General features: G+C 50.0%; 18 protein-coding genes. 14 read left to right on the top strand and 4 right to left on the bottom strand.

Annotated elements, in window-relative coordinates; genetic code table 11:
- Position 1 precedes the first annotated feature (1 nt).
- The 8 genes from WFK81_RS12845 (at position 2) to WFK81_RS12810 (ending at position 7808) form a co-directional block, all read left to right on the top strand.
- Positions 2-703: a nucleoside recognition domain-containing protein gene (locus WFK81_RS12845; RefSeq protein WP_336786812.1), complete on the top strand. Its 702-nt coding sequence runs from the start codon at positions 2-4 to the stop codon at positions 701-703.
- Complete coding sequence (locus WFK81_RS12840; RefSeq protein ID WP_336786811.1) at positions 696-1229, top strand: spore maturation protein; 534 nt, start codon at positions 696-698, stop codon at positions 1227-1229. Before WFK81_RS12845 ends, WFK81_RS12840 begins: the two co-directional genes overlap by 8 nt.
- Positions 1230-1284: 55 nt before the next feature.
- Complete coding sequence (locus WFK81_RS12835; RefSeq protein ID WP_336787318.1) at positions 1285-2028, top strand: pseudouridine synthase; 744 nt, start codon at positions 1285-1287, stop codon at positions 2026-2028.
- A 91-nt stretch (positions 2029-2119) separates the two neighbouring features.
- The gene (locus WFK81_RS12830; RefSeq protein ID WP_336786810.1) at positions 2120-2647 is read left to right on the top strand and encodes a redoxin domain-containing protein; all 528 of its coding nucleotides are present in this window, start codon (positions 2120-2122) and stop codon (positions 2645-2647) included.
- A gap of 21 nt (positions 2648-2668) precedes the next feature.
- Positions 2669-4336: a cytochrome c biogenesis protein ResB gene (gene resB / locus WFK81_RS12825; protein ID WP_336786809.1), complete on the top strand. Its 1668-nt coding sequence runs from the start codon at positions 2669-2671 to the stop codon at positions 4334-4336.
- On the top strand, positions 4333-5592 hold the full coding sequence (gene ccsA / locus WFK81_RS12820) for a cytochrome c biogenesis protein CcsA (RefSeq protein WP_336786808.1): 1260 nt from the start codon (positions 4333-4335) through the stop codon (positions 5590-5592). The genes resB and ccsA overlap by 4 nt, the downstream gene beginning before the upstream one ends.
- Before the next feature lie 39 nt (positions 5593-5631).
- A complete protein-coding gene (locus tag WFK81_RS12815; RefSeq protein ID WP_336771817.1) occupies positions 5632-6348 on the top strand; it encodes a response regulator transcription factor in 717 nt (238 codons plus the stop codon).
- Entirely contained in the window at positions 6348-7808 is a 1461-nt protein-coding gene (locus tag WFK81_RS12810) for an ATP-binding protein (RefSeq protein WP_336786807.1), read from the top strand. Before WFK81_RS12815 ends, WFK81_RS12810 begins: the two co-directional genes overlap by 1 nt.
- A gap of 265 nt (positions 7809-8073) precedes the next feature.
- Here the strand turns inward: WFK81_RS12810 and WFK81_RS12805 are convergent, their stop codons facing one another.
- Positions 8074-8250: a hypothetical protein gene (locus WFK81_RS12805; protein ID WP_336786806.1), complete on the bottom strand. Its 177-nt coding sequence runs from the start codon at positions 8248-8250 to the stop codon at positions 8074-8076.
- A 213-nt stretch (positions 8251-8463) separates the two neighbouring features.
- Between WFK81_RS12805 and WFK81_RS12800 the strand changes: the two genes are divergently transcribed.
- Entirely contained in the window at positions 8464-9801 is a 1338-nt protein-coding gene (locus tag WFK81_RS12800) for an arsenic transporter (protein ID WP_336786805.1), read from the top strand.
- An 83-nt stretch (positions 9802-9884) separates the two neighbouring features.
- On the opposite strand, the gene serA is transcribed toward WFK81_RS12800, so the two are convergent.
- Entirely contained in the window at positions 9885-11477 is a 1593-nt protein-coding gene (gene serA / locus WFK81_RS12795) for a phosphoglycerate dehydrogenase (RefSeq protein WP_336786804.1), read from the bottom strand.
- A 389-nt stretch (positions 11478-11866) separates the two neighbouring features.
- Here serA and WFK81_RS12790 point away from each other — a divergent pair, with 389 nt between their 5' ends.
- Entirely contained in the window at positions 11867-12193 is a 327-nt protein-coding gene (locus tag WFK81_RS12790) for a rhodanese-like domain-containing protein (RefSeq protein ID WP_336786803.1), read from the top strand.
- Positions 12194-12204: 11 nt separating this feature from the next.
- On the opposite strand, the gene WFK81_RS12785 is transcribed toward WFK81_RS12790, so the two are convergent.
- Entirely contained in the window at positions 12205-13083 is an 879-nt protein-coding gene (locus WFK81_RS12785; RefSeq protein WP_336786802.1) for a hypothetical protein, read from the bottom strand.
- 133 nt (positions 13084-13216) lie between these two features.
- On the opposite strand from WFK81_RS12785, the gene WFK81_RS12780 reads away from it, so the two are divergent.
- Positions 13217-13819, top strand: coding sequence for a CPBP family intramembrane glutamic endopeptidase (locus WFK81_RS12780; RefSeq protein ID WP_336786801.1), 603 nt, complete (start codon positions 13217-13219; stop codon positions 13817-13819).
- Entirely contained in the window at positions 13816-14049 is a 234-nt protein-coding gene (locus tag WFK81_RS12775) for a hypothetical protein (protein WP_336786800.1), read from the top strand. The genes WFK81_RS12780 and WFK81_RS12775 overlap by 4 nt, the downstream gene beginning before the upstream one ends.
- Here WFK81_RS12775 and WFK81_RS12770 read toward each other — a convergent pair.
- Positions 14039-14896 carry a polysaccharide deacetylase family protein gene (locus WFK81_RS12770; RefSeq protein ID WP_336786799.1) on the bottom strand — a complete coding sequence of 286 codons (858 nt, stop codon included), beginning with the start codon at positions 14894-14896 and terminating at the stop codon, positions 14039-14041. The two genes, WFK81_RS12775 and WFK81_RS12770, sit on opposite strands and share 11 nt — an antisense overlap.
- Positions 14897-15060: 164 nt before the next feature.
- Here WFK81_RS12770 and WFK81_RS12765 point away from each other — a divergent pair, with 164 nt between their 5' ends.
- Together WFK81_RS12765 and WFK81_RS12760 are read left to right on the top strand one after the other, a co-directional pair.
- A complete protein-coding gene (locus WFK81_RS12765; RefSeq protein WP_336786798.1) occupies positions 15061-15390 on the top strand; it encodes a hypothetical protein in 330 nt (109 codons plus the stop codon).
- Between the two features lie 201 nt (positions 15391-15591).
- Complete coding sequence (locus WFK81_RS12760) at positions 15592-16206, top strand: genetic competence negative regulator (RefSeq protein ID WP_336786797.1); 615 nt, start codon at positions 15592-15594, stop codon at positions 16204-16206.
- Positions 16207-16308: the final 102 nt, after the last annotated feature.

The following is a 16308-nucleotide window of genomic DNA, read 5'->3' as shown; positions in this document are numbered from 1 at the left end:
TATGGTGAACTGGATATGGTTGTTTTTTATTGTTATAAGCGTGGTTGTTGCGGCTATTAACGGGCGGATTGACGCGGTCACGCAGGCGGCGTTCGATGGCGCGAAATCCGGGGTAACCATAAGCTTCGGGCTAATCAGCATTATGGTATTTTGGCTCGGCATGATGCGGATTGCGGAGGATGCCGGGGTGCTGAAAAAGATGGCCAAGCTGTTAAGTCCGGTTGTACGCTGGCTGTTTCCGGACGTCCCGGCCAATCACCCTGCAATGGGCTATATTATGAGCAATTTGAGCGCCAATCTGTTCGGATTGGGCAACGCCGCCACTCCAATGGGGATAAAAGCCATGCAGGAGCTGCAAAAGCTTAATCCCGATCAGGAGACAGCAACGCCGGCTATGTGCACGCTGCTGGCGTTAAATACGTCCAGCATTACGCTAGTGCCTACTACGCTTATTGCAATCCGAATGAATTACGGCTCCGCAAACCCTGCGGAAATCGTTGGTACGACTTTAGCGGCAACCTTTGTAGCGACAGGAGCCGCCATACTTGCGGACCGATGGTACCGCAGGAGGTCGGGGCCTCCTCCTGCAAATAGACTTCCCTCCGGCAAATCCGGAAAGCCATTGCCGGCTCATACGGCAATGGATCCTCCAATCTCGGCAGCCGCCGCAATAAGAAGCAGTGGAGGTGGCGACATTGTTTGAGTTGTTTACCCGCGTTTCGGCTTGGCTGATTCCCGCCATTATCGTATTTATTCCTTTATATGCCGCATTCCGGAAAGTACCCGTGTACGAAACGTTTATCGAAGGTGCCAAAGACGGCTTTGGCACCGCTATTAACATAATTCCCTCTTTGGTTGGCATGATGGTGGCCATCAGTATGTTCCGCGCGTCCGGTGCCATGGATCTGATGCTTGGCGCGGTGCGTCCGCTGTTTGATTGGCTCAGCATTCCGACGGAAGTACTGCCGCTTGGCATTCTTCGCCCGCTGACTGGAGCGGGATCGCTTGCTTTCACCGCCGATCTTATTGCCACGCATGGACCGGATTCCATGATTGGCCGTATAGCGTCCACGATTCAAGGAAGCACCGATACTACCTTGTATGTACTGACGGTATATTTTGGCGCGGTGGGCATCCGCAAGACCAAATACGCGTTAAAAGTTGGCCTATTTTCGGACTTAGTCGGCTTTTTGGCCGCAATTATGATCTGCATGTACATATTCAAGTAGCTCGCGCTTGTGCTTTCCCTTCCATATCGTTATGATGGAGGTTGAGGTGAAAGCATTGGAACGTTTACAGAAAATATTAGCGCAAGCGGGCGTCGCATCCCGTCGAAAATGCGAAGAGCTTATTCTCGCCGGTGCCGTAGAGGTAAATGGCAAAAAAGTAACGGAGCTCGGAGTAAAAGCGGATCCGGCAGCGGACGAAATTACGGTGAACGGAAAGCCGATCCGCAGCGAGAAAAAAATCTATTTGATGCTGAATAAGCCAAGAGGTGTCATCACAAGCGCCAAGGATCCGCAAGGGCGCAAAGTGGTGGCTGATTTTTTGCCCGGCATTAAAGAGCGGGTGTATCCGGTTGGACGTTTGGACTACGATACGGAAGGACTGCTGCTTCTAACGAATGACGGGGAGTTTGCCAACCTGCTTACGCATCCAAGCCATCATGTGCCTAAGACCTATTACGCAACCGTAAAAGGCGTGCCGCACGGATCGCTTTTGGATCAACTGAAGAAGGGCGTTATGCTGGAGGATGGCATGACGGCGCCAGCAGAGGTCGAATATCAAGATATTGATGAAGAGAAAAATATGTCGACCATCCGCATAACCATCTACGAAGGGCGCAACCGGCAGGTGCGACGCATGTTCGATGCGATCAAGCATCCTGTTCTGAAGCTTAGACGCGTGAAATTCGGCGACCTTGGCCTCCGGACGCTTGCGAGGGGACAGTTCAGACACCTTACTCCCGTTGAGGTTAAGGAGCTTAGAGACCAGGCGCGCAAGACACATAAAGTTCATAAAAAGTAAACGGCGGCAGCGGTTATTGCCGCCCATTTTTCGTTATAATGAGTGTATTATTAGCTGACATCAATGGTGAAATGTAGGTGATGGGACAGGAATGGGCAAGTATCGAAAAACGGTGCAAATTGTCATTCTGCTTGCCGTGCTTGTTGTAGGCGGATATGCCATTGGCAATACCCTATTCGCCGCAAGGGACGAAGGAATCCCCAAGATCGGGGAACAGCCGCCTGAGTTTACGCTGGCCGATTTGCAGGGCAATACGCACAATCTTTCCGATTACAAAGGCAAGGCTGTCGTCATTAACTTCTGGGGGAGCTTCTGCCCGCCTTGCGTGAAGGAAATGCCGGAATTCGAGCGTCAGTTCGAGAAATGGAAGGGCTCGGGTCTCGAGGTGCTCGCGATTAACTTAAGCGAAGATACGCTGACGGTTAACAACTTCGTGCGCAGGTTCGATCTGAGTTATCCGGTATTGCGCGACGTGAACCGAAAGACGGAGCGAAAATACGGGCTGGAATCCTACCCGACAACCTTTTTTGTCAAGCCGGACGGGACCATTCTGGATGTATTTGTAGGCGGGATGAGCGAGAAGGACATCGATTCCCGTGTTGACAAACTGCTGCAGTAAAGCTGACTAGGAGGTTTCACGGTGTTATCGTTACATAACACGAAATGCGAATGCGGACATCAGAACGCGGTTGGAACGGTCTTGTGCGAGAGCTGCGGCAAGCCGCTTATGGAAGACGCCGAGAGCGATGCCCCTCTTGAGATGCGCTACGACGGTGTCGCGCGCCGGTCGCAGAAGAGCAATCCGAATCCGATAGATAAGATCTGGAACTTCTTCTCGTCCGTCAAAATCGCCGTTTACTTAATCGTAATTACGCTGGTAACGGCTATGCTGGGTACGATATACCCGCAGGAAGGCTCCTTCCTGAACAACTTCAAGCCTTCCGTGTATTACGAAGAAACCTATGGGCTGCCCGGCAAGATTTATTATAAGCTAGGCTTGTCCCATACATACGATTCATGGTGGTTTATTACGCTGCTGGTTATGATCGGCACGTCATTGGTTATCTGCAGTCTAGACCGCGTGCTGCCGTTGTACAGAGCTTTAAGCAAGCAGCAAATCCGCAAGCACCTTCGGTTTATTACCAGACAAAAGGCGGTTTACAACGGTCAGGTTGAAGGTGACGCGGAAGAATGGGTCAAGCAGTTCTCGGCGCATTTGCAGAAAAAACATTACAAGATACATACGGACGGTACGGCCATGCTAGCCGAGAAGAACCGTTTCAGCCGCTGGGGTCCTTATATTAATCACATCGGCCTGATCTTGTTCTTGCTGGCTATCCTTGCCCGAAGTCTTCCCGGCTGGCAGATGGACAGCTATGTAAGCATTCCGGACGGAGACACGGTTCAGATCGATGGGACGAACTATTTCGTTAAGAACGAAAAATTCTCCGTCGAGTATTACAAGGATGAGGAGCTTCCGCCTGAGCTTAAAGGAACGATCCGGGCGAAGCGTTATGAGACAAAGGCTGTATTATACAAGTGCACGGACAATTGCGGAGACAATGCAGCGGGAGAACCTGTTCTGAAGCAGGTGAAGGAGCAGGATATTCTGGTCAACCATCCGCTCAAATACGACGGGCTGAAGCTGTATCAATTCGACTATGACGTAACGCCAAAGCTGAAGAGCGTTAGTCCTGTTCTTATGAACAAGGAAACGGGGCAATCCTACGGGCCGTTTGAGCTGCCGATGAAGGATGCGCCGCTGGATTACACGCTTGGGCCTTATAAAATGAAGCTGGCTGCCAATTATATGGAGTTCGGGATTGGAGAAGACGGTGAGCCCGTCACGCTCAGCCGCGATCCAAACGCGCCTGCCTTCATCTTCTTGATTACGGGTCCCGGCTTGCCGGAGAAAGGCCAGCCTTATATTTATTTCCCGATGCAAAAGGATAAAGAAAAGTTTGATCAGGACAAGCTTAATGCATCGATTGCGGACAAGCTGGAGATTAAAGTTAACGGCATGGAAAACGTGCATTTTGCCGAAGCCTCTACCTATTTGAACGTTCGCAAGGATAAAGCTTTGACTTATGTCTGGTATGGCGCTGCAATTTCGATGCTTGGCCTGCTGCTTGGCTCCTATTGGCAGCATCGTCGGATCTGGCTGCGAATTGACGACGGCAAGCTGTCGCTTGGCGCGCATACAAACAAAAACTGGTACGGCATGCGGGCAGACGTGGCTTACGCGCTCCGGAAGTCCGGAATTGACGTAGATCCAAAGTCGCTCGATAACGGAGGGAATAACGCGTGAGTTATGTCGATTTCAGCAGCGATGCCTTTATCGCCGCCTTTTTCCTATATTGCTTTGCATTCCTCTTCTATGTGGTAACGATTGCAGGAAAAAAATGGAGCAATCGTGATCCGAAAAAGCATGAACAACGCTGGTCGCGAATCTCATTCGTCACTTCGACGCTTGGTCTTATCGCTCATCTGACCTTCTTCTTCACTCGCTGGATCGGAAGCGGCCAAATTCCGACAAGCAATATGTACGAGTTTATTACTTTCCTCGGCATGGCTATTATGATCGCGTTTACAATCGTATATGCCATCTACCGCAAGCCGCTGCTAGGGATGTTCGCCTTGCCGCTTGTCGTCCTGGTTGTTGCTTATGCTTCTGTATTCCCGCAGGAAGTACAGCCGCTTATTCCGGCGTTAAGCTCGATCTGGCTGAAAGTGCACGTAACGACCGCAGCGCTTGGGGAAGCCTTTTTCGCCGTAGGCTTTGCGGCCGGCCTGATGTATCTGCTTCGCGTGGTGGACTTTAAGCAAACCACGAAGGAAGCTAAACGGGATCAGTTTTGGGTAGAATTCTCTTTATATACGATTGTCCTTGTTATCGGATTCATCGCGATTGTATTTATTTTCAGAGGGGTAGGGTACCAGGCTACCTTTACGCAAGAGAACGTCACGATCGACAGCAAAGGCGTGGATCATTCCTCGACGGACAAAGCGGAATATACACTGCCGCCAATCGTGAAGCCTTACAACAGCAAGGCTGAGCATATGGAATCTTTCCTTGGCATGGACAAGCCGCTGTTCGAAGCGCCAAGCTGGATGAACGGCGTGAACGCCGGACGCAAGCTTAATACGGTTATCTGGTCGGTGATCGCAGGCTCGATTCTTTACGCTCTTATCCGTCTCTTGTTCCGCAAACGGATCGGAGCCGTTATTCATCCGCTTATGGAAGATATTGACCCGGATGACCTCGATGAAATCAGCTATCGGGCTATCGCAATCGGTTTCCCCGTCTTTACGCTAGGCGCGCTTATCTTTGCGATGATTTGGGCGAATATCGCCTGGGGGCGCTTCTGGGGCTGGGATCCGAAGGAAGTGTGGGCGCTTATTTCCTGGCTGTACTACAGTGCTTATTTGCATTTCCGTTTATCGCGCGGCTGGCAGGGCAAACGTTCTTCTTGGCTGGCGGTTATCGGCTTTGTCGTTATTCTGTTTACCCTGGTTGGGGTTAATTTGGTCATCGCTGGTTTACACTCCTACGCAGGCGTATAATAATTCTTATGAAATTTGTTTTGAAAGGAGCAGCACCGCATGTCCGACTATGCAAGCCGTATTCTTGTGGTAGACGACGAGGAACGGATTCGTCGTTTGCTGAAAATGTATTTGGAGAAGGAAGGCTATTTAATCGATGAAGCGGAAGACGGCGAGTCGGCACTTCGGCTCGCTACCGTAACCGATTATGCGCTTATTCTGCTCGATGTCATGCTTCCGGGCATTGACGGCGTGGAGGTGTGCTCCCGTTTGCGGCAAGTAAAAGCAACGCCGGTTATTATGCTGACGGCCAAAGGCGAAGAGATGAACCGGGTGCAGGGATTTGAGGTTGGCGCTGACGACTATGTCGTGAAGCCGTTTAGTCCCCGCGAGGTTATCTACCGGGTGAAGGCGATTTTGCGCCGCTCGTCCGCTACGGCTTTTTTGACTAAAGAAGTGAATTCGAGCAACAACATCGTATTCCCGCATCTGGTTATCGAGCATGATGCGCATCGCGTATCGGCCGGCGGACAAGAAGTCAGTCTGACGCCGAAGGAATACGAGCTGCTTCATTATCTGGCCGTATCGCCGGACAAAGTGTTTTCGCGGGAAGAGCTGCTGAAGGATGTCTGGAATTATGAGTTCTTTGGCGACCTTCGGACCGTAGATACGCATGTGAAACGGCTTCGCGAGAAGCTGAACAAAGTATCGCCCGACGCGGCATCGATGATTACGACGGTATGGGGCGTCGGTTATAAGCTCGAGGTGCCGAAGTAATGAGGCTGCTGAAGCGCTGGGGGCATTTCGCCCTGCATACGGTGGTCGGGAAGCTGTGGTGGACGATTATGTTTCTCGTCGCCCTTGTCCTCGTTATTCTCGGGACGTTCCTGCTCCAATATATCGATATTGCGTTTAAAGATTCTCAGCATCAGATTAAAGTATTGTTTATCGTTGTTGCGATTCTGGGCTTCCTGCTATCCACATTCTTTGCTTTCTTCTTGTCGTCAAGGATTCAACAGCCCTTGCTTCAGTTGAAGAGAGCGGCCGATTCAATCGCCGGAGGCAATTATAAGACACGGGTGCAAATCCGTTCCTCGGATGAGATTGGGGATCTGGCCAAGACGTTCAACCATATGACCGAGCAGTTAGGCACGCTGATTGATGACTTGAATCACGAAAAAGAGCATCTGTCCAGCATATTGCGGAGTATGGGGGATTCGGTGATTACGTTTGACGCCGATGGGGAGGTCATTCTGACAAACCCGCCGGGTCATATGCTGGTAAGCCGGTGGTCTGATCTGGAGATGGACATCGATTGGGAAGAGGAGGAAGCACCTCCGTTTCACAGCGTGCCCGGTCCTCTGCGAGATACGTTTGAGCGCGTGATGCAGTCCGGACGCGATTGTACCAATAAAGTACAAGTTCTTAACAACGTATGGTCTGTCGTGATGGCTCCGCTGCAAAATGACGGAGTTGTCCGAGGTGCAGTTGCCGTTATCCGGAATGTAACGGAGGAGCATAAGCTTGAGAAGCTGCGCAGGGATTTCGTCGCGAATGTCTCGCACGAAATTCGGACACCGCTCTCCATGCTGCAAGGCTACAGCGAAGCGCTGCTCGATGATATCGTTGCTTCGCCGGAAGAGAGGAAAGAGCTTGTCCAGGTCATCTATGATGAATCCCTTCGAATGGGCAGGCTGGTCAATGACTTCCTCGACATGGCCCGGATGGAAGCCGGTCATGTTGAGCTTAGCCTGCAGGAATTCGATCTGCGCAATGTCATCCGCCGGGTACACCGGAAGTTCCAGGTCTACGCGAAGGAGCGCGATGTCAGCTTGCTTGCCGATCTGCCGGAGACACCGCTTGCCGTACGCGAAGCGGACGAAGACCGCATCGAGCAGGTTCTGACAAATTTGATGGACAATGCGCTTCGCCATACGCCGGCAGGGAAATCCATTAAGATCGCAGGTCAACTGGCTGCAATCAACAATCATCAGTTCGTGAAGCTGATTGTGGCGGATGAAGGACAAGGTATTCCAAGCGAGGATGTACCTTATATCTTCGAACGGTTCTACAAAGCCGACAAGGCCCGCAAACGCGGTGCTTCGGGCGGCACAGGCCTTGGACTTGCCATCGTAAAAAACATTATTACGCAGCATAACGGCCGCATTGAGGTCGACAGCGTCCTTGGTAAAGGCACGACATTCACCTTGCTGCTGCCTGTCGAATCCAATCAATAGATGTCAATACGCTCCCTTCGGGGAGCGTTTTTTTGTTGAATTAGGGGGATTAATCTTGTTGTTCGTGGAACATGATGTGGTTTTTGTTGTTTCGCGTCAGTCTGCTTATCGCTGCGGCGGGAGGAGGAGGGGCTTGACGGCTCGGGGAACGGGGGAACGCTCCTTTGGCCGCTGTTGTCGGTCCATTGCCACGGATTGTAATTGGGCTGGTGTAGGCAATGGACACGACAAAGGCGGACGCTGCGCTCCGAAAGGAGCGTTCCCCCTAACCCCTCGCGAGCCCCTCGGCCGTGCGCGCTTCGCGCTGGCCGCGAAAAGACAAACGCCACACCATGAGGTGGTGTGGCGGGGGAAGAGCAAGAGCAAAAGCAAAAGCAAAAGCAAAAGCAAAAGCAAAAGCAAAAGCAAAAGCAAAAGCAAAGCGGGGATACCCGGTAAACATCATTAAGGGATATCTATCAATGACAGATAGAAGATGGTTTTCATAGAGTTGGGGTGATAGTCCAGTACGAGCTATTTGCCTTGTACATATAAATACAGTATATCGTTACTTATCACCATTTGAATGAAAGGAGTGAATCTATGAAAGCAAGGAACGCTAGTTTTCTAGATTAATAGTGAAATGAGTGAGTTGAGCATGAAGAGAGGTTAGAGCATGAATGATTTAATGACGATCATTACCATTTGCACCTTCTTCCTTACGATTGGCTTTATATTCTGGAAACCCAATATCAATGAAGCCATACCGGCATCCGTTGGCGCTATCATCGTATTGTTAACCGGAACCGTATCCCTTTCCAACCTGGTTGAAATCACGGAAACGATCAGCGGAGCAGCGATAACGATTATGGCTACTATAGTAATGGCTATTGTGTTGGAGAGCTTTGGTTTTTTTCAATGGGCGGCCGAGCTTTTGGTTCGGAAAGCAAAGGGGTCGGGTATCCGATTATTTTGGCTGACGAACCTATTTTGTTTTCTAATGACTTTATTCGTCAACAATGACGGCAGTATTCTGATTACGACTCCCATTTTATTAATGCTGCTGAAAAGCATGGGCCTCAAAAACCATCAAAAAATTCCTTATTTGATTTCGGGTGCGCTTATCGCGACAGCGTCCAGCGCTCCGATTGGAGTCAGCAATATTGTCAATTTAATTGCGCTTAAAATCGTCCATATGGACCTCTATATGCACACAGCCATGATGTTTGTTCCGGCTTCGCTTGGCCTCGCACTACTGTCTGTTCTCCTCTTTTTCCTTTTTTATCGCACCCTTCCGAAAAAACTGCCTCCAGTCGCGCCGTGGGGCTTAAAACCCGGCGGTCATCCTCTTAAAGGTGAATCCAAAGAAGTAGCAGTGAGAAGCACGAAATTCATGCGCAATGTGCTGATATTCGTTTTTTGCGTGCGCGCAAGCCTCTTTGTTGCTTCTTATATTCATTTCCCAGTGTCTTTAATGGCGGTTATCGGGTCCGCTTTTTTGCTCGCTTGGCGATGGATCTATTTGAAAATTCCTCCTGTAGATATGATAAAAAAGACCCCATGGTATATACTCGTGTTTGCATTTGCTATGTATGTCATCATCTATGGCCTGCGAAATCTTGGGCTTACGGAATGGCTTATTCATTTCTTGCAGCCGCTTATCGCTGGCAGTCTGCTGCACGCCAGCGTCCTGATGGGGGGGCTGCTGACTATCTTGTCGAACTTGTTCAACAATCACCCGGCATTAATGGTAGGAACATTGACGTTAACGAATATGGGACTTGATCCGATTACGCTGAAGATTTCTTATCTTGCAAGCGTGATCGGCAGCGATATGGGATCGCTTCTGCTTCCGATAGGTACGCTAGCCACGATTATGTGGATGCACATCCTTAGAAGAGGCGGCGTAAAAATAAGCTGGGGCCAGTATTTGAAGGTTACGATAATCGTTATACCGATTACCGTCATCGTCACGTTAATTTTGTTAAGCTACTGGGTATCATGGTTGTTCTGACGGGTTGGGCCAAAGGACTCGGTTGCTATTGAAAAAAAAGCCGGACACCAGCTGCGTGCAGCTTGATATCCGGCTTTTTTCTATTAGAACAATGTAATTTCTTTGGCAGTATTCAGGTCAGGCAGGCTGGTCAATTGCTCAAGGATGTCCTTGCCTGCGTTTTTATCAACTGTCAGAACCATGATCGCGGAACCGCCAACCAGCTGACGTCCTACTTGCATCGTAGCGATGTTCACGTCGTTGTTGCCAAGAAGCGTACCAACGCGGCCGATGATGCCAGGTTTGTCGTTATGCGAGATCAGGATCAGGTTGCCTTCCGGCGTAACGTCAACCGGGAATTTGTCGATTTGAACAACGCGCTCGCCATAACCGGTAAGCAGCGTGCCAGCTACGATACGCTCTTCTTGTTTCGTGCGGAGCGATACCGTTACCAGGTTCGTAAAGTCTTTGGAAGCCTGGGATTTTTGCTGTACGATGTTTACGTCGCGAACTTTGGCGAGGTGCATCGAGTTAACGACGTTAACTTGGTCGGAACCAAGGTGATGCGAGAGCACGCCTTTTACAATATAACGAGTCAGCGGCTGAGTATCAACCTCTGCAAGCTCGCCGGAGTAACGTACCGTAATTTCCTGTACGGCGCCTTCCGTAATTTGCGCAACCAGGCTGCCGAGTTTCTCGCCCAGCGAGTAATAGGGCTGCAGCTTGCTTTGCAGGTTAGCCGGGATAGGAGGCATGTTAACCGCATTGCTGAACGGCTCGTTGCGCAGGATATGCAGAACTTGCTCCGATACGTCGATTGCAACGTTCTCTTGAGCTTCTACAGTGGAAGCGCCAAGATGCGGAGTTACGATAATTTTAGGATGCTTCAGGAAAGGATGATCCTCAGCCGGCGGCTCCACTTCAAATACGTCAAATGCCGCGCCGGCCACGATGCCCGCATCGATCGCTTCAACAAGGGCAAGCTCGTCGATAATTCCGCCGCGTGCGCAGTTGATAATGCGCATGCCAGGCTTCATAACTTCGAATTGCTTCTTGCCGATCATGTGGCGGGTTTCCGGAGTAAGCGGAGTATGAACCGTCATGAAGTCCGCGTTACGAACGATTTCGTCAACAGTAGCCAGCTTAACGCCAAGCTTTTCTGCACGCTCTTCCGTCATGAACGGGTCGTAACCCATAATATCCATGCCAAACGCTTTTGCGCGTTTCGCGACTTCGCTGCCGATACGTCCCATGCCAAGAACGCCAAGAGTTTTGTTGCGAAGCTCAACGCCGAGGAACGATTTACGATCCCAAATGCCGCCAACTGTTTTTAGGTAGGCTTGCGGGATGTGACGGGCAACCGCCATCATCATGGCAAAAGTATGCTCACAGGTTGTAATCGTATTGCCGTCCGGCGCATTGATAACGATAATACCGCGCTGCGTTGCTGCTTCCAGGTCGATATTGTCTACGCCTACGCCTGCGCGGCCTACAACTTTAAGCTGCTTGCCTGCTTCCATAATACGCGGGGTTACGCGTGTTTGGCTGCGCACGAGCAGGGCGTCGTATTCGCCGATAATGCTCACCAATTCATCTTCGCTAAGTCCAGGCTTTTTGTCGACTGCTACATCTTCTGCGTCTACAAGCTGTTGAATGCCCAGATCACTGATGGGATCCGATACTAACACTTTAAACATATGTAGATTGCCTCCTAAAATTTTTGTGAAGTGCCGACATATGGAGCAAACAGGGGTCTGCCCGATATGTCGGCACTTCACGTCCATTTGTATTCTGATAGATTGTTGCTAAAACAAAAAACCTCGTCCCGGCACAGTAACGAGAGCGAGCCGGACGAGAGGTTCGTCTTAATTGCGGGCAATCGTAAAGGGCAGCCGTTGTCTCCGATGTGTGAAAAAATGCACGCTTTATATCAATAAGAAACGTGATTAAACCGATATGGACAACCGTTCTTATTTTATAGCAAGGTGGTGGACAAATGCAATGTATAAACTTGATCAAATGTGAAATTTTCGTTATGATTCAAAGCATCACAAGAGATATTAACAGGTCAGGGGAGAGAATGGCATTGATTGAGTGGAAGGAATTGGATCCGGAGCTGCTGCTGCGGATGCTCGCGGACGGACAGATTGAACCGGAGCAAATCATCGACGTGCGCGAAGCTTTTGAATGGGAATATTATCATTTGGAATCAACCCGGTTAATCCCCATGAATACGATCCCCCACAGTCTCGGAACCATTTCGGATGACAAACCGTTATATATTGTATGCGCGCATGGGGTGCGCAGTGCGGCCGTTTGCAATTATTTAGAAGAACAAGGCTACAGCAACCTCCACAATGTTGCCGGCGGAATGGCTGCAATAGCCTCATTACAAGGGTTTCAATACGATTAGTAAAGTTTAAGCTAAGAGAAGAACGGTAACTGAGGCAGAAGATCGTTGCCGTAGAGCTTCGAATGGTTCTCCGTGAAGTCGCCGCTGCGGACGGCTTCCGTATCGATCAGAAGATCGGCAATTGCGGATACCGACTTCAAATTCAGCTTCGCGGGCTGGCCGGAAGCGATAAAATCGTCGATGCGGCTTGTCAGATCCTGCGGATAAAAGGCAGTGAGCTGCTCGCGCTTGGCCAGCAGATCAGCCATCAGCTTGTTTTTTACGACGAGCGGCAGGCTGGACCAGGTCTTGATTTCGATAACCTTAGGCATTGTATAATTAGTAGGGACGTTAGGTTCAACGGTTGCTCCCCATTTCATCATGGCCGCGTAATAAGCCTGTTGAGCGGCCAGTGCTTGCTTGACGGCAAGCTGGTAAGAGCCTAATCGCTCGATGCTGCTCTGCAGCTTGGCGACGCCGGTCGATTTTGCGCTTGAAGCGGCTGCTTTGGATGCTTGTTCGAATTGCTCCAGACTTCTGATATAATTCGTTTGGGCATCGCCGAGAAGCGTGGACTTCTGCATATCGAAGGAGGAAGCCACGGTGCTTTTCGAGCGGGCAAGCTCCGCTAAATCTTTTAGCTTAGAAGAGGCGCTGCCGCCTTGGCCTTTCGCGAAGTCGTCCATCGCGGCATCCCATTCGGATTGAAATTCACGGTAAGACAAAAATACGGTATGATAAAAAGAGACTAGATCCTGCTGCTGATAGGGGCTGCTTGTTTGAACCGCCGCAGCTTGCAATTCTTTCATTTCGTACTTGGTTTCCGTTTTGGACGTTCCGAGCTTTACGCCGTAGAAGAATGCGCCAACCGCGCAGACGAGCATAAAGACAAACCCCAAACTAAATATCATTGCGGAACGAGGTAAACGTTTCTCCATCACAAATCTCCTTCTATGTATTAGATTATGCCGTCGTTTGTGCCCTATCAGTATAGGTGAAATGATCATAAAAGGAAATATGACCTTCTTAGACAGGCGGGAAGCTATGAAAAAATTCGATCTCCGTAAGATCCGCGTTCGTCAACTATCCGTTGATGAGATTGACGACCGCATGCTGCTCGTAAATCTTTACGTTACGCAAGCAATTACTATTATTATCGGTTTGGTGTGGGCATTATTTCAGCGTTCCAATCCATTTCTATTGTTACAATTACCGGATAGCCTTGCTTTTTTATGGTGGGGACTGGGATTAGGCGCGGCGGTAATTGCGGTTGACCTGCTGATTTCCAGATGGGTACCCGAGGAGGCAACCGATGACGGCGGTATTAATGAACGTATTTTCAAGAACAGGCCGGTATGGCATATTGCCGTTATATCGTTAGTGGTCGCCATTTGCGAAGAGCTGTTGTTCCGCGGGGCTGTCCAGCATTCCTTTGGCCCTTATTGGACAAGCATTATTTTCGCAGCCATTCATGTCCGTTATTTGAAACATTGGATTCCAACGGGTCTTGTCTTTTCCATCAGTTATGGGTTAGGCTGGATTTATATTCAATCCGGCACTTTATGGGCGCCGATTGTTGCGCATTTCCTCATTGATTTCATTATGGGGCTGATTATCCGATTTAGGAGGGAGCAAACAGAGCAGTGATGAGCAGAGTGGAGAAATTCGGTAGCTCAAGAGGAAGAAGACAACATGAACAGGCGGCAGTTCAGCCTGGCACCGCGACCGACACGAATGCAGAGGCGCTGCCGCCTAGACGCAAAGTACACCCTTCCAGTTCATATAAAGTGACCAAATGGTATTATAATGTACTATTTTTATTATTCGTTTGTTTGGTGGCAGGGCTGTTCTGGTATGGCGTCCGGTTTACGGACTGATCATAATCGTCTCGGGATCGATAAAGGAATACCCCTTTTCCTCGAGCTTTGTGAGCAGGCCGTCGAGCGCGGCAGCCGTCCATTTTAATTCATGCATCAGAATATTGGCGCCGGGATGAAGCTGCTTCAGCACATTGCTGATCACTTTGTCCGGATCGCCGGGAGCTTTCTGCTCCCAATCCAGCGAACCGTTAGACCACGTCATGAACAGCATGCCGTGGTTTTTTGCCGCTTGCTTCACCGTATCTCCGCCGGACCCGTAAGGCGGCCGGAAAAATACCGGCTCTTTGCCGATTAAAGCTTTAACCTCGGCTTGAACATCCGCTATTTGCGATTCCACCTTGGCAGGCTCCTCTTTCTTTAGATCGATATGATCCCAAGAATGATTGCCGATCGTCTGGCCGCGGTCATGGATCAGCTTTAACAAGTCGGGATGCTGCTTCACTCTATAGCCGTTGACGAAAAAAATCGCTTTTGCTTTGTGCTTGTCCAAAGTATCGAGCAGGCTATTAATCACTTCTTCATTATGCGGAGCATCGTCAAAGGTAAGCAAAACCGCTTTTTTGGATGCATTCGTTTGGTCAATCGGCACGAACCGGTAAACGCTTGTCATTTTGTACTGAACTGCTTTGACCTGAGGAGAGGGACTTGGCTCAGCCGGTGTAGGCGATATGCCCTCGGATGTTGACGGTGTCTGACGGCTTGCCGGCGATTGAACGGCTGACGCATCGGCGGATGGATGGGCGTTTACGCCACCGACGGTCAGTTTGGACGGCGAGCTGCAGGAGGTCAATAGGGCTGTAAGGGCAAAAACGGCACAGATCGTATTCATAGTTGCTTTCGTCATTGTATTCCCGCCTTGTTGTCAATTGTTGGATAGCCTAAGACCATATTACCATAACGGTAAGCGCCGATGCTTGATTTCGCTTTCCTTAATTTGTGGAGGATGCCACCGGCTATCAGGGAGAACCTATATGGTGCAACTATTCCCCGAAGGAGGTTACGAAAGCCATGAGAATCGGCGGGTTTATGTTAGGCGCCGTCGCAGGACTAGCGGCAGCCGTATACGTATCACGCAAAAGACCCGGAATGGCGGCTTGGGCATCCAGTTCGCTTGCGAGCGCATGCTCATCCATTGGCAGAAGTGCTGCATCGATGATGATGAGACGAGGAATGAATAAAGCGATGGCGGCCGGCAACATGGCCCCAAAGCATTCAGACGATACCGCCGGAAAGCAAGGAGGAGGCTGGGAGCAGGTTGAGCAGCTAATCAACAACGACCCCGGACTTAAGGAGCAGGCGAGCCAGATCATGGCGGAATCGTCTTTCAAGCCACATTAATGAAGCTGTTTTTAGAATCGGTTGATGTACGCGCCTATAGCCAAGCGCTGCACAAGCGATTCTTTTTTTGCCTATTTTAGGTGCAATCCGGGGACAGACATGTTAAAGTAATTACATAGTACGATTTGATCATTTTGATCACATCTTGCTAATAATTTCATACGCTGTTTACAACAGATGCTGCAGAGGAGGGATCCTGTCATGAAAATCGAACGGCTTAGTCAGGACAAGATACGGATTTTCCTGACGTTCGACGACCTGCTCGAGCGTGGGATCCAGAAGGAGGACATGTGGCGCGAAATTCCCAAAGTACACGATCTATTCAGCGAAATGATGGAACAAGCATACAGTGAACTTGGTTTCGATGCCAGCGGACCGCTTGCGGTCGAAGTGTTTGCACTCCCCGCCCAAGGTATGGTGGTGATAGTCACCCGTGGCAAGATGAACGGTCTATCCGATGAACGGGCAACCGATGATGAAGACACGGAAGACGAAATATACGAGATGGAAGTTACGATGGAGCAGAGCGATATCGTAATGTATTCCTTCCGGGACTTTGAAGATGTCATTAATGTATGCAAACAACTCCAGGCAGCTTCGCTTACGGAGGATGGACGCTTGTATTCCTACAACGGCAAATGGATCCTGGCCCTCGAGCCGGCTTTGATCGAGACAGCGCGCCATAATGCGGTTATCGCTTTGCTTGCCGAATACGGAGAAGCGACTTCCGTTACCTACGCGATGCTGGAGGAGTACGGCAAGGTTATTATGCCATCTCAAGCTGTCCGTGAAATTTGCACTCATTTCTATAATTGAGCAGCACATGAATGTGGAGCACCTGCAGACAATGGATTGTCTGCAGGTGCTCTTCTTGCATGTTCTGGCCCCCTTTTGGAATATCGTGATGTATACACGCTC

It is taken from the genome of Paenibacillus sp. MMO-177 (assembly GCF_037147795.1).
GTDB lineage: Bacteria > Bacillota > Bacilli > Paenibacillales > Paenibacillaceae > Pristimantibacillus.
Note: the sequence above shows the minus strand (reverse complement) of the source record. Positions and strands in the feature narration are given on the sequence as shown.